General features: G+C 66.0%; 11 protein-coding genes. 7 read left to right on the forward strand and 4 right to left on the reverse strand.

Going from position 1 to position 12980, the window contains the following annotated elements; genetic code table 11:
• Positions 1 to 2 precede the first annotated feature (2 nt).
• Positions 3 to 743: a hypothetical protein gene (locus EDF56_RS00435; protein ID WP_207904592.1), complete on the reverse strand. Its 741-nt coding sequence runs from the start codon at positions 741 to 743 to the stop codon at positions 3 to 5.
• A gap of 133 nt (positions 744 to 876) precedes the next feature.
• On the reverse strand, positions 877 to 1746 hold the full coding sequence (locus EDF56_RS00440; RefSeq protein WP_132384784.1) for a neutral zinc metallopeptidase: 870 nt from the start codon (positions 1744 to 1746) through the stop codon (positions 877 to 879).
• Positions 1747 to 1963: 217 nt separating this feature from the next.
• Here EDF56_RS00440 and EDF56_RS00445 point away from each other — a divergent pair, with 217 nt between their 5' ends.
• The 4 genes from EDF56_RS00445 (at position 1964) to EDF56_RS00460 (ending at position 6856) form a co-directional block, all read left to right on the forward strand.
• Positions 1964 to 3574: a M28 family peptidase gene (locus EDF56_RS00445; protein ID WP_243652308.1), complete on the forward strand. Its 1611-nt coding sequence runs from the start codon at positions 1964 to 1966 to the stop codon at positions 3572 to 3574.
• 74 nt (positions 3575 to 3648) lie between these two features.
• Entirely contained in the window at positions 3649 to 5106 is a 1458-nt protein-coding gene (gene guaB, locus EDF56_RS00450; RefSeq protein WP_132384785.1) for an IMP dehydrogenase, read from the forward strand.
• Between the two features lie 21 nt (positions 5107 to 5127).
• Complete coding sequence (locus tag EDF56_RS00455; RefSeq protein ID WP_132384786.1) at positions 5128 to 6300, forward strand: RsmB/NOP family class I SAM-dependent RNA methyltransferase; 1173 nt, start codon at positions 5128 to 5130, stop codon at positions 6298 to 6300.
• Between the two features lie 49 nt (positions 6301 to 6349).
• A complete protein-coding gene (locus tag EDF56_RS00460) occupies positions 6350 to 6856 on the forward strand; it encodes a hypothetical protein (RefSeq protein ID WP_243652309.1) in 507 nt (168 codons plus the stop codon).
• Positions 6857 to 7145: 289 nt separating this feature from the next.
• Here the strand turns inward: EDF56_RS00460 and EDF56_RS00465 are convergent, their stop codons facing one another.
• Entirely contained in the window at positions 7146 to 7628 is a 483-nt protein-coding gene (locus tag EDF56_RS00465) for an RNA pyrophosphohydrolase (RefSeq protein WP_132384788.1), read from the reverse strand.
• Between the two features lie 282 nt (positions 7629 to 7910).
• On the opposite strand from EDF56_RS00465, the gene EDF56_RS00470 reads away from it, so the two are divergent.
• The 3 genes from EDF56_RS00470 to EDF56_RS00480 all read left to right on the forward strand — a co-directional run bounded on the left by EDF56_RS00470 (position 7911) and on the right by EDF56_RS00480 (position 12265).
• Entirely contained in the window at positions 7911 to 9890 is a 1980-nt protein-coding gene (locus EDF56_RS00470) for a 2-oxoacid:acceptor oxidoreductase subunit alpha (RefSeq protein ID WP_132384789.1), read from the forward strand.
• 22 nt (positions 9891 to 9912) lie between these two features.
• Complete coding sequence (locus EDF56_RS00475) at positions 9913 to 10944, forward strand: 2-oxoacid:ferredoxin oxidoreductase subunit beta (RefSeq protein ID WP_132384790.1); 1032 nt, start codon at positions 9913 to 9915, stop codon at positions 10942 to 10944.
• Between the two features lie 352 nt (positions 10945 to 11296).
• Positions 11297 to 12265, forward strand: a complete 969-nt coding sequence (locus EDF56_RS00480; RefSeq protein WP_132384791.1) for a metal-dependent hydrolase — start codon at positions 11297 to 11299, stop codon at positions 12263 to 12265.
• Here EDF56_RS00480 and EDF56_RS00485 read toward each other — a convergent pair.
• On the reverse strand, positions 12222 to 12962 hold the full coding sequence (locus EDF56_RS00485) for a phosphatase PAP2 family protein (protein WP_132384792.1): 741 nt from the start codon (positions 12960 to 12962) through the stop codon (positions 12222 to 12224). The genes EDF56_RS00480 and EDF56_RS00485 overlap by 44 nt on opposite strands.
• Positions 12963 to 12980 lie beyond the last annotated feature (18 nt).

The following is a 12980-nucleotide window of genomic DNA, read 5'->3' on the forward strand; positions in this document are numbered from 1 at the left end:
GCTCAGGGAATCTTCTGAACGACCGGAATCGCCGTGAAGGGAACGGGGGCCATGCTCACGTTCCCTTTCCTGTTGGATGATGTGTCCGCAACAGTGATGAGCGTGGCGTGCGGATACTCTTCCTCTGCGGCGCTGGGCATGGGGAGCACCGGACCGGGGGTGGCAGTGGCGATATTCGCGGCCCTGTTCGCGCCTTTCCGGTCCCGCCGTACGTGGGTGTCCATCGCGCGGGCCTGAATGATCGCAGGCGTCGCGGGTGAGGCGGGATACTTGCAATCCTTGGCCTCGCCCACGCCCTTGAGAAAAGCCCGCCGCGCGATGCCTGCGCGCGCCGCCGCGAGCACGCTCTGGTCTTGTGCATTGGCGCCCGAAATCTCGCGAATCAGGCCGCGAAAGGGAATGAACGACGCGACCGCCCACTTGGCGACGCGGCCGGGGCTGATGATGTCGCGCCCGGGGGAGGGAAGGTCGATATCGGGCCCGAGCACGGTGTCGAGTTCCTGCACCGCCGCCGCAATCTGGTCGCAAGTCTTGAGGCCGCTGAGATCATAGGGCTTGTGGATCGCCGCCTTGAGCAGCGGCGGAATTTCGATCCTGTCCAGATTGAGGTCGGTCACCGGCGTCTTGGCCACGTCTATCGCATCGGGTTCCGAATCGGTGATCGCGCGCTGGGGCTGTTTTGCTGCCGCTGGAGAGCCGATGAGCAGCACGGTCAACGCGGCGGCAGTCCAGACCTGGCGCATGGTCGTCTCCTGTCTGCCGGGAGAGGCGCGCGTTCCGGATTAACGGTCTGGGCCCCTTGATGACGCCGGAACCACGGGGTCCGGAATCATGCCCAGCCTAAGGATCGGTCGCACCCGCCCGTCGGTCAAATCATCACACGTCGGAGAACGTGTCGCAAGCGTCCTCGTTCCCGCTGTCGAGGCCGCGCTTGAGCCATTTCATGCGCTGCGCGCTCGACCCGTGGGTGAAGCTTTCGGGGCTGACGCGCTGGCCGGCGTTTTTCATCAGCGTATCGTCGCCGATGGCGCTGGCGGCGGTCATCCCTTCCTCCATGTCGCCCGGCTCGATGCGGTTCCGGTTCTTGCCCGCCCAGACGCCTGCATAGCAGTCCGCCTGAAGCTCCATGCGCACTTGCAAGGCATTGGCCTGCGAGGGATTCTGCTGCTGCGCGCGGCGGACTTTGGCGTCCAGCCCGAGCAGGTGCTGGACATGATGCCCGTACTCGTGCGCGACCACGTAATATCGGGCGAAGTCGCCCTTGGCGCCGAGTTTCTGGTCAAGCTCGTCATAGAAGCTGGTGTCGATATAGATGCCCTGATCGGCCGGGCAGTAGAACGGGCCCATTGCGCTTTGCGCGGCGCCGCAGCCGGAGCGATCGGTGCCGTTATAGAAGTGCAGTTCGGGTTGTTCGAAAGCGATGTTCGCTTGCTTGAACGGCTGCTCCCACGTCTGGTTGAGCGAACTCAGCGCGTTGCACGCCTCCAGCGCATATTCGTTCTGGCCGCAGATCTGGGCGGCGCTTTGCGGCTGGCCCGGTTGCGCGGGAGCGCCTTGCCCGGGTTCCTGCTGCTGCACGCTGTCGATGGTACCGAGCATCTGCTGGGGGTCGACGCCGAAGACGAACATGCCGATCAGCACGATTACCAGCGCGCCGCAGCCGATCTTGCCGCCGCCGCCACCGGGAAAGCGACTGCCACCTTGCGTGACGCGGATGTTGTCGGGATTGAACCTGTCGAGCCGCATCCGCTGTCGTCCTCTCGCACCTGCCCTGTGGGGCCGAGCCTAATCGCGCGGCACCGTCCTGTTCAATCGAAAAGGCATCCTGTGGTTCCGCGCCCTTGTTCCACGGAACTACCCTGTGGTTCCGTAGGCACGCCACACGGGAAAAATCGCGTCCATTCCGGGCACTGGTCGAGATTCGCTAACCGGGTCCGCAATTCGCGGTTATGCATGCCAAACGATGAGCAGGGGTTTCAAGGCGAGCATGGTCCGGCGTGAATGGGTCCGGACTTTCGGGGTGACGGCGCTGGGCGGAGCGCTGGTCTGCGCCGGTGTCGCGCATTCGGCTAGCTCGCGTGCGGATCAGGATATCGCCGCAAGGCTGCACGCGCAGATCGAAGTGCTCGCCAGCGACGACTTCGACGGCCGCGAACCCGGCACGCAGGGCGAGGCCAAGACCCTGCGCTACCTTGGCAAGCAGTGGTTCGATATCGGCATGACCTCGGGCACCAACGATCCCGGCCACGAATGGTTCGCCCCGGTCACGCTCGTCGCGCGGGAGCCTGCCACGTCCTCGGCGCAGTTCCAGCGCAAGGGCGCGCGCGCGCCGTCCTCGCCCAGCGGCGTGCTGGTGCTGACCTCGGGCAAGCGCAGCATGGTGCGCAACGTGCCGCTGCTGTTTCTCGGCACGGCCAAGGCGCGCGACTATTCGCGCACCGAGCTGGCCGGGCGCATCGCCGTGGTGCTGGACGGCGACACCCCCGACAGCAAGCGCCAGAACGACCTGCTGGAAATGGGCGCCTCCGCCGTGCTGACCGTGCTCGATGGGGACCGCAGCCTCGATCAGGTTTCCGCGCGCCGCAAGCGGTCCGGCTATGCGCTGTCCAACGAATCGCTGGGCGGCGATCTGGAGGCGTTCATCACGCGCGAGGCGATGACCGCGCTGCTCAAGGGTTCCTCGCATACGCTTGCCGGGCTTGAGGCGCTGGCGGCAAAGTCCGATTTTGCGCCGGTCCCGCTCGACATCACGGCCTCGCTCGAAGCCACCACGCGTGAGACCACGATCCGCACCCACAACCTGATCGGCAAGCTGCCCGGCCGCCGACCGGAAGCGGGCGCGGTGCTGTTTCTCGCGCATTGGGATCATTTCGGCGAATGCGGCGAGCCCCCGGCCGAGGACGTGATCTGCAACGGTGCGATAGACAATGCCAGCGGCGTCGCCACGATGACCGAAGTGGCGCGCCGCCTCTCGCGCGGGCCGCAAATGGACCGCGACGTCTATTTCCTCGCCACCACGGGTGAGGAACTCGGCCTGCTCGGCGCCCATGCCTTTACCGAGAGCCCGCCGCTGCCGCTGCGCCAGATCGTGGCTGCCTTCAACATCGATTCGAACGCCATCGCGCCGCATGGCACGCCTTTCGTCATCGTCGGGCGCGGCATGACCGGGCTGGACGGAACGATCGCCAAAGTGGCCAAGTCCGAAAAGTTCAAGGTTTCCAACAGCGACGACGGCAATGAATATGTCCGCCGTCAGGATGGCTGGGCTCTGCTCCAGCACGACATTCCGGCCGTGCTCGTCTCGACCGCCTATGGCGACATGACGCGCATGCGGGCATTCTTCGACGGTGATTACCACCGGCCGAGCGACGATCTGGTGCACATGGCCCATCCGCTCGAACTGGGCGGGGCGGTGGATGACGTGAAGCTGCTTTCCGCGCTGGGCCGGTGGTTTGCGGACACCCGGAAGGTTCCCGCGAGCGCGGTGACGGGCGCTGCCGCCGGGGGTGCGGCGGGGAGCGCTACCACTCCGGCAACCCGGACTTTGCCGCCCGATCCGCCAACGGGAAAATGAGGCCTAGCACTATTGCCCCCACTTGATTACATGGGCCGCCACGATTCTCCCCCGACAAGACAATGGTGGCGCACATGGACATTCCCCTCGGACTTACTTTCGACGACGTACTTCTGCGTCCCGCCAAGTCCGACATAGTCCCCACCCAGGCAGACACCCGCAGCCGCCTGACGCGTGACATCGGTCTCAACATTCCCGTCATCTCCTCGGCCATGGACACCGTGACCGAAGCCGACATGGCCATCGTCATGGCCCAACTCGGCGGCATCGGCGTCCTGCACCGCAACCTCACGATCGAGGAACAGTGCGCCGCCGTCCGCGCCGTGAAGCGTTTCGAGAGCGGCATGGTGGTCAACCCGATCACGATCAGCCCCGACGCCACGCTGGGCGAGGCGCAGGCCGTCATGCAGGCCAACCGCATCAGCGGCATCCCGGTGGTCGAGAACTCCGGCAAGCTGGTCGGCATCCTCACCAACCGCGACGTGCGCTTCGCCGCCAACCCGGCGCAGCCGGTGCGCGAGCTGATGACGCATGAGAACCTCGCCACCGTGAAGGTCGGCGTCGATCAGGACGAAGCGCGCCGCCTGCTGCACGCCCGCCGGATCGAGAAGCTGCTGGTGGTGGACAATGCCTTCCACTGCGTCGGCCTCATCACCGTCAAGGACATCGAGAAGGCCGTCAATTACCCGGACGCCACCAAGGACGCCGCCGGCCGCCTGCGCGTCGCCGCCGCAACCACGGTGGGCGACAAGGGCTTCGCCCGCACCGAAGCGCTGCTGGCTGCCGAGTGTGACGTCGTCGTGATCGACACCGCCCACGGCCATAACCGGGACGTGGCGCTCGCGGTCGAACGCGTGAAGAAGCTGTCGAACTCGGCACAAGTCATCGCCGGCAACATCGCCACCGCTGAAGCAGCCCGTGCGCTGATCGACGCGGGCGCGGACTGCGTGAAGGTGGGCATCGGGCCGGGCTCGATCTGCACCACGCGCATCGTCGCCGGTGTCGGCGTGCCGCAGCTGACCGCGATCATGGAAGCCGCCGAAGAGGCCGACAAGTCGGGTGTGCCGGTGATCGCCGATGGCGGTCTGCGCACTTCGGGTGACGCTGCCAAGGCGCTGGCCGCCGGTGCCTCGACCATCATGGTCGGCTCGATGCTCGCGGGCACCGAGGAAGCGCCGGGCGAGACGTTCCTCTATCAGGGCCGTGCCTACAAGTCGTATCGCGGCATGGGTTCGGTGGGCGCGATGGGCCGTGGTTCGGCCGACCGCTACTTCCAGGGCGACATCAAGGACCAGATGAAGCTGGTTCCCGAAGGCATCGAAGGTCAGGTCGCCTACAAGGGCCCGGCCAAGGACGTCATCCACCAGCTCGTCGGCGGCATCAAGGCGGCGATGGGCTACACCGGCTCGGCCACGGTCGAGGATCTGCGCAAGAACGCCCAGTTCGTGCGCATCACCAATGCCGGTCTGCGCGAAAGCCACGTCCACGACGTGACGATCACCCGCGAGGCTCCGAACTACCCGACGCGCTGATCGCGTCGGAGGAATCGAAGCATGACACCGGGCGCGCGCGTCCAGGCGGCCATCGAGGTTCTGGACCTCGTGATCGAGGCGGCGCGTGCCAATGGTGCGCCCGCCGACCGCTTGATCGGGGACTGGTTCCGTACGCGCCGCTTTGCCGGCAGCAAGGACCGCCGCGCGGTGCGCGAACTGGCCTACCGCGCGATCCGTGCCTGCGGTGAAGTGCCCGCCGATGGCCGCGCCGCGATGCTGCGCGTTGCCGCCGAAGACCCGCAAGTGGCCGCGCTGTTTGACGGCACGGGCCACGCACCCGCATCCATCGATCCCGCAGAACGAGCGGCAGAGCAGGGCCTCGCCCCGCGCTGGCTGGTGGACCGCCTCGCCGCGAGCGGTGTGAGCGAGGCGGACGGCATGGCACTGCTGGGCCGCGCGCCGCTGGACGTGCGGGTGAACACCTTGCGCGCCGCAGCCGCGCCGCTGCCTGAAGGCGGCGAAGCCACGGTGCTGCCCCACGCGTTGCGCTATCCGCCCGAAACCCGCATCGAGCAGTCGGCGGCTTATGTCGACGGCATGATCGAAGTGCAGGATCTGGGGTCGCAACTGACATGCGAAGCGGTAGCCGCGCGTCCGGGCGAGACGGTGATCGACCTTTGCGCCGGGGCCGGAGGCAAGACGCTCGCGCTCGCCGCCGCCATGGAGAACACCGGCACGCTGATCGCCAGCGATTCCGACCGGGCACGCCTGTCGCGCCTTGCGCCGCGTGCGGAGCGGGCAGGGGCGGGCGGGATCGAAACCGTGCTGCTCAATCCGGGACGCGAGATCGAGGCGCTGGAGCGCTTCGTCGGCGCCGCCGATGCGGTGCTGGTCGACGCGCCGTGCTCGGGCACCGGCACCTGGCGCCGCAACCCGGAAGCGCGCTGGCGCCTCACTGAATCGCAGCTTGCCCGCTATGTGTCGACGCAATCGCGCCTGCTCGACGTGGCGGCGGGGCTGGTGCGGCCGGGCGGGCGGTTGATCTTCGTCACATGCTCGCTGCTGGACGAAGAGGGCGCCGATCAGGCGGCGAAGTTCCTTGCCAGACGGTCCGGCTGGCGTGCCGATCTGCCGGAATTGGCGGCCGGAACGCCACGCGGAAGCGGCCTCAGGCTCTCCCCGTGGCACGACGGGACAGATGGCTTTTTCGTCGCACGCTTCGTGCGGCTGTGATAGCGTCGGCCCTATGATGAGGACCAAGCCCTCGGCCAAGGACCTGTTGATGCGTTACACGCCTGTTGCCATTGCCCTTTCTCTCGTTGTTGCCGTTTCTTCCAGCGCCATCTTCTCGCAGCCCGCCGTTGCGATCGATCCGCGTGCAGCGGCTCTTCTGAATGAAGGACATACCGCCGTTGCCTCTGGCAACATCAATGGCGCTATCGATGCCTACGAAGCCGCGCTGACTGTCGCGCCCGGCGATGTGAGCGTGCTGCTCGCGCTCGCCGATGCCACGCGCCGTCAGGGCCTTCAGGGCAAGGCGCTCCATTATTACCGCGTCGCGCTGGTGTCCGATCCGCGCAATCTGGAAGCGATCGCGGGCGAAGGCATCGCGCTGGCCGAAAAGGGCGCGACCGACAAGGCCGGGCGCAATCTCGCCCGCTTGCAGACGCTCTGCGGCAAGGACTGCGCGGAAACGCAGGAACTGGCGGCGGAGATCTCGAAGGCCGGCGCCCCGCGCATGGTCAGCGCCGATGCGGTGGCGCCCAAGCCGGTAGTTTCGGAAAACTGAGGTTTTTGGCTGGGCTGGGGCGGGCTTGAGCTAGGGCTTCGACAGGCTCAGCCTGAGCGGGCCTTGGTGGTTTGCCCGGGGTCTCGATGGGCTCGGCTTGAGCGGGCCCGGTTTCGTTCTCGGGCTCTGCAAGCTGAGGATGAGGATCTTGAGCAATCCCCTCTCCTGAGCCTGTCATAACCTCCGGGCTAGTCACCAAACCCGACCGCCGAACCTCGGGAGGCCCCGCACCCAACCCCGCTCATCCTGAGCTTGTCGAAGGATCACAGCACCTAACCCCGGCCAAAATTCAGATCAAAGCGCGGAACTCTTCCAGCACCGCACGGTAAACGCGCTTCTTGAACGGCACGATCAGCTCCGGCAGCAGCTCGGCCTCGACCCACTTCCAGTCGTTGAATTCGGCGGGCTTGTGCGCCTCCAGATTGACGTCGTCATCGCTGCCGTCGAAGCGCAGCAGGAACCAGGTCTGGCGCTGGCCGCGATACTTGCCCTTCCAGAGCTTGCCGATCAGTTCGTCCGGCAGGTCGTAAAGCAGTTCCTCGCGGGTGCGGGACAGGAACGTGACGTTCTGCTCGGCCACGCCGGTTTCTTCCCAAAGCTCGCGCAGCGCGGCGGCCTTCAGGTCTTCACCGTCGTCGACGCCGCCCTGGGGCATCTGCCACCAGTCGCCTTCCTTGGTGTCGATTCGCTTGCCGACAAAAACCTTGCCGTCGGCATTGACGAGCATGACGCCCACGCACGGGCGGTAGGGCAGGGACGCGAAATCATTCATCGTCGGGATGGTATCCAGATTGTAAGGAGGAGGCTCGTCGCGGAGATCTGCTCGTGGATCGCTGTTTCGGAGCGCATGGCCGGCACAATGGCCCAAGCCCGCGCGCAATGCCAGTGGGATTTATCGATCCGCCCCCGTTAACCATCCGGGAACGATTCAGCGGGGGTCGAGATTGTGACTTAGACAGTTTTTCTGTTTTGCACCGTTACTAAGCAGGCATAGTCTGGGGCGCGGGAGACAAATTGGCCGGCATCAGAACGGTACTCCCGGAGGAGGACGATGATGGCGACAGTGTTGTCGGATCAAGGCCCATCTAACGAAAAGGCGTCGCAGCACGACGCATCCCAGCAGAATGGCTCCGTAGAGGCCGTCGTCGTTCGCTTCGCCGGCGATTCGGGTGACGGCATGCAACTCACCGGCGGGCAGTTCACCCTGTCCACCGCGCTCGCCGGCAACGATCTGGCGACGTTCCCGGATTTCCCCGCAGAGATTCGCGCGCCGCAAGGCACGCTGTTCGGGGTCTCCGCCTTCCAGATCAACTTCGGGTCGAGCGAGATCACCACCGCGGGCGACGCGCCCGACGTGCTGGTGGCGATGAACCCCGCCGCGCTGAAGACCAACGTGCAGGCGCTCAAGCCCGGCGGCCTGATCGTGATCGACACCGGCGAGTTCAACAAGCGCAACCTCGAAAAGGCGAAGTACGAGGCCAATCCGGTCGAGGACGGCAGCCTTGCGAAGTGGGACGTGCTCGCCTTCGACATTTCGGCGCTGACGCTGGAGGCGGTGAAGCCCTTCGGCCTTGGCAACAAGGAAGCGCTGCGCTGCAAGAACATGTGGACGCTGGGTCTGGCGCTCTGGATGTTCGACCGTGACCGGCAGCCGCTGGTCGACTGGCTCAAGGCCAAGTTCGCGAAGAACCCGGTGCTGGCCGATGCCAACATCGCCGCGCTCAACGCCGGGCATGCCTATGGCGAGACGGCGGAACTCGCCGGGCCGCTGAGGAAGCTGCACATCGATCCGGTGCCCTCCGAGCCCGGCCTCTACCGCACGATCACCGGCGCGGAAGCGGTCTCGCTCGGCCTTGTGGCGGGTGCGCAGCTTGCCGGATTGCCGATGTTCTTCGGCGGCTATCCGATAACCCCGGCCTCGGCGATTCTTCACAATCTGGTGAAGATGAAGGAATTCGGCGTCACGACCTTTCAGGCCGAGGATGAGATCGCCGCGATCTGCGCCGCCATCGGCGCGAGTTACGCCGGGCACCTTGGCGTAACCTCGTCCTCCGGACCCGGCATCGCGCTCAAGGGAGAGGCGATGGGGCTGGCGATCATGACCGAACTGCCGCTCGTCATCGTCAATTCGCAGCGCGGCGGCCCGTCCACCGGGCTGCCCACCAAGACCGAGCAGTCGGACCTCTATCAAGCAGTCTACGGCCGCAACGGCGATGCGCCGATGCCGGTGATCGCCGCCTGCTCTCCGGCTGATGCCTTCGAATGCGCGATAGAGGCCTGCCGCATCGCCACCAGTTTCATGACCCCGGTGATCCTGCTGACGGACGGCTATATCGGGAATGCCTCGGAGCCGTGGAAAGTGCCCGATCCGGCCACGTTCACGCCGTTCCCGGTGGCGTTCCTCGAAGACAGCAACGACCCCGAAGGCAAAGTCCTGCCCTTCCGGCGCGACGAGCGGGGCGTGCGTCCGTGGATCAAGCCCGGAACGCCGGGCTTGATGCACCGCATCGGCGGTATCGAGAAGGCGGTGGATACCGGCAACATCGACTATGCGCCCAACGTCCACCAGGCCCAGACCGATGCCCGCAAGGCCAAGATCGACGGTGTTGCCAAGGCCATTCCGGCGCAGCAGGTGTGCCTCGGCAACGCGACCGGAAAGCTGGTGGTGGTCGGCTGGGGATCCACCTTCGGGCCGATCCATCAGGCCGTGCGCCGCGCGCGCAAGAAAGGGCAGGACGTCAGCCATATCCATGTTCGCCACGTCTGGCCGCTGCCCGAAAACCTTGGCGCGCTGCTGAAGGGCTTCGAGCATGTGCTGGTGCCGGAGATGAACACCGGCCAGTTCAAGACCGTGCTGCGCGACCAGTTCCTGATCGATGCGGTGCCTCTGGCCAAGACCAGCGGCCAGCCCTTTGCCATCGCCGAACTGGAACAGGCGATAGGCAGGTTCTTCGACGGCATTCCTGAAAATGAGGGCGGCGAAGTGCCGGTCAACGAAAGCCAGCTTCCCGCACCGGAAATCGAACAGCCCTGAGCGCCAGTGGCGGAGACCCATCATGAATGACATGACTCCCATTGCGACGACCCTGAAAGACTGGGAAACCGATCAGGAAGTGCGCTGGTGCCCCGGCTGCGGGGACTACGCGATCCTCAAGGCGGTGCAGCGCACTTTGCCGATGGTCGGCGCCGATCCGAAGAACACTGTCTTCGTTTCCGGCATCGGCTGTTCGAGCCGCTTTCCCTACTACATCGAAAGCTATGGCTTCCACACGATCCACGGCCGCGCTCCGGCTTTCGCGACCGGCATCAAGCTGGCGAATCCGGATCTAGACGTCTGGCTGGTGACCGGCGACGGCGACGGTATGTCGATCGGCGGCAATCACACGATGCACGTGCTGCGCCGGAACGTGAATTGCCAGATCATGTTGTTCAACAATGAGATCTACGGCCTGACCAAGGGCCAATACTCGCCCACCAGCCGCATCGGCACCAGTTCGCCCACTTCCCCCATCGGTTCGGTGGACCGCCCGGCACTGCCTTGCGCTTTCGCGCTGGGGGCAGGCGCCCGCTTCGTGGCGCGCGGCTACGACGTGTCCAAGGACCTGCCCGAAGTGCTGAAGGCGGCCTACGAGCACCAAGGCGCGGCGTTCGTCGAGATCTTCCAGAACTGCATCGTCTACAACAAGGACCGGTTCGACGATTTCGTCGCCAAGGCCGTGGCGGCGGACAACCAGATCTGGGTCCGGCAGGGTGAGCCGCTGCTGTTCGCCAAGGAAACCAAGGGCCTTGCGCTCGACATGGATACGCTCTCGCTCAAGGTGGTCGACGTGGTGGATGGCGACTGGCAGGCGGCGGGCGTGGCGGTGCACAACGTCAGGAACCGTGGCCTTGCGCATATGCTGGTGGAGATGCCTTTCGGCCCGTTCCCGATGGCGCTGGGCGTTATCTATGACGATCCGGCGCCGACATTCGAAAGCGCCGTGATCGAGGAGCGCGCGAAGCTGGTTGCGGGCAAGACCGCCGATCTCGGCAAGCTGCTGGGCAAGGGGCAGACGTGGACTGTGGCGGAGAAGCCGGAGGCCGGGTAGCGGGAGAGGGGCGGCTTTCCGGACCGTTCGCCCGATCGGATGTTGTTCGTTCCCCGAGCGTGCCATCTATTGGACCAACCTCCGCTCATCCTGAGCTTGTCGAAGGATCATCCTGAGCTTGTCGAAGGATCATCCGAGCCTGTCGAAGGATCGGCCACCCGCACCAGCGGTGATACCCCTCCGTCAGCGCTTCGCGCTGCCACCTCCCCTTGCAGGGGAGGAGATGGGGGTGAACCAAAACACCCCGTCGTCCCCGCGAAGGCGAGGACCCCGCTTGTTCTCTTTGCGATCACGCTTGCACGTAAGCAGATGCCACCCGATATGACCTATCCGATGCAAGACACTGCCCTTCATGGATAATCTGACCCACAGCCTCGTCGGCTGGGCTCTCGCGGAAACCGGGCTCAAGCGCCGCACGCGCAAGGGGCTGGCGGCATGCGTGCTGGCGGCGAACATGCCCGATATCGACGTATTCTTCGGCTGGTCGCCCTGGGCGCCGCTGGCGATGCATCGCGGGTTCACGCATGGGCTGGTGGGCGGGGTGCTGCTGATGCCGCCGGTTCTGGCGCTGCTGCTCTGGCTGTTCGACCGCTGGCAGGTGCGGCGGGGCACGGTATTTCCCAGCGGACTGGCCATGCACTTCGGCTGGCTGCTGACGCTCTGCTATCTCGGCGCGCTGACGCATCCCTTGCTCGATATGCAGAACGTCTATGCGATCCAGCTGCTGTCGCCAATGAGCGCGCGCTGGTTCCATAGCGACGGTCTGTTCATCATCTCGCCGTGGCTGCTGGCGATGCTGGGCGCGGGAATCTGCGCGAGCCGGCGCCGCGCGAAGCGGGGCAGGCGGGGCGTCGGTCGCCCCGCAGGGCTGGCGCTGGCCGGCGTAGTCGGGTTCATCGCGCTCAACATTGGCCTTTCCGCGCTGGCGTGGCGGGCTCCGTCAGTTGGGGAGCTTCACGCGGCGCCCGACCGCATTTTCGCATCGCCCGAGCCGCTGGCATTCTGGCGCCGCGACGTGATCTGGCGGCAGGACGGACGGATCGCCTTCGGCCGCTACGATCCGCTGCGCGGTGTCTTCACGCTGGTCGAACACAGCGCGCCGGTCGCGGACAACATGGCCGATCCGCTGGCGGTAAAGGCCGCAAGCGCGACGCCGGAGGCGGTGAAGTTCCTTGCCTGGTCGCAGCTTCCGATGGCGCGGATCGAGCGGCACGGCTGCACCGCCACGGTGACGTTCACCGACGCGCGTTATTCGGGCACCTTCGTGCGCCGCAACTTCAATTTTCCGGTGGAGGTGCCTGCGGGCTGTCCGGCTCGCTGAAGTCCCCCGTCGTTTCCAGAACGACCCGGGCGGGGCGGTAGAGCAGGGCGCTGGCGGTGAAAGTCCACGCCGCACCGCCCAGCCATCCGGCCATGACGTCGCTTGGCCAGTGGACGCCGAGCCAGACCCGGCTCCATGCCACCATGAGGCTCAGTACGATCGAACCGGCGATCAGGGTATGACGCACATTCGCACGCGGGCTCAGCGCCGCGAAGGCGAGGGCGAGCGCGATATAGGTCGATGCGGAATTGAAGCTGTGCCCGCTCGGGAAACTGGCGCCGCCCGCTTCGGTAAGGTGGGGCACGATCTCCGGCCGGGGGCGGCCGAAGACCAGCTTGAGCAGGGCATTGACCGCGCTGCCGCTCAGCACTGTCAGTGCCAGCAGCACCGCCTCGCGCCGACGCCGCAGCCAGAACAGCGCGACGAAGGCCATGATCGTGTAGAGCTTGAGTTGCAGGAATCCGCCCATGGCGGTCAGGTCGCGCACCCATTCAAGCACCCAGGGCGGCCCCAGCGGGTGAAGGTCGTGCGCGCGCCAGAACATCAGGCCAAGCTGGTCGAACTGCCGGGTGCGTCCCGCCGGAACCGCCCAAGCGAAGAGCGCGAAGCCCGCCCAGCAGGCCAGCGCGGCGATCCCGGCCTTGCGCGGATCGATGCGGTGCCGCGATGTCGCGGGGGCTTGGGGCAAGTCGCTCATGACGTTAGGAAACTCCGA

Origin of the sequence: Novosphingobium sp. PhB165, from assembly GCF_004341845.1 — a bacterium.
In the GTDB taxonomy this organism is placed as follows: Bacteria; Pseudomonadota; Alphaproteobacteria; order Sphingomonadales; family Sphingomonadaceae; genus Novosphingobium.

Excerpts from the sequence above, each read along its gene's own strand:
- EDF56_RS00465 (WP_132384788.1), bottom strand. The coding sequence starts at position 7,628 with ATGAATGATTTCGCGTCCCTGCCCTACCGCCCGTGCGTGGGCGTCATG.
- EDF56_RS00475 (WP_132384790.1), top strand. The coding sequence starts at position 9,913 with ATGAATGACATGACTCCCATTGCGACGACCCTGAAAGACTGGGAAACC.
- EDF56_RS00470 (WP_132384789.1), top strand. The coding sequence starts at position 7,911 with ATGGCGACAGTGTTGTCGGATCAAGGCCCATCTAACGAAAAGGCGTCG.
- EDF56_RS00440 (WP_132384784.1), bottom strand. The coding sequence starts at position 1,746 with ATGCGGCTCGACAGGTTCAATCCCGACAACATCCGCGTCACGCAAGGT.
- EDF56_RS00445 (WP_243652308.1), top strand. The coding sequence starts at position 1,964 with ATGAGCAGGGGTTTCAAGGCGAGCATGGTCCGGCGTGAATGGGTCCGG.
- EDF56_RS00455 (WP_132384786.1), top strand. The coding sequence starts at position 5,128 with ATGACACCGGGCGCGCGCGTCCAGGCGGCCATCGAGGTTCTGGACCTC.
- guaB (WP_132384785.1), top strand. The coding sequence starts at position 3,649 with ATGGACATTCCCCTCGGACTTACTTTCGACGACGTACTTCTGCGTCCC.
- EDF56_RS00460 (WP_243652309.1), top strand. The coding sequence starts at position 6,350 with ATGCGTTACACGCCTGTTGCCATTGCCCTTTCTCTCGTTGTTGCCGTT.
- EDF56_RS00480 (WP_132384791.1), top strand. The coding sequence starts at position 11,297 with ATGGATAATCTGACCCACAGCCTCGTCGGCTGGGCTCTCGCGGAAACC.
- EDF56_RS00435 (WP_207904592.1), bottom strand. The coding sequence starts at position 743 with ATGCGCCAGGTCTGGACTGCCGCCGCGTTGACCGTGCTGCTCATCGGC.
- EDF56_RS00485 (WP_132384792.1), bottom strand. The coding sequence starts at position 12,962 with ATGAGCGACTTGCCCCAAGCCCCCGCGACATCGCGGCACCGCATCGAT.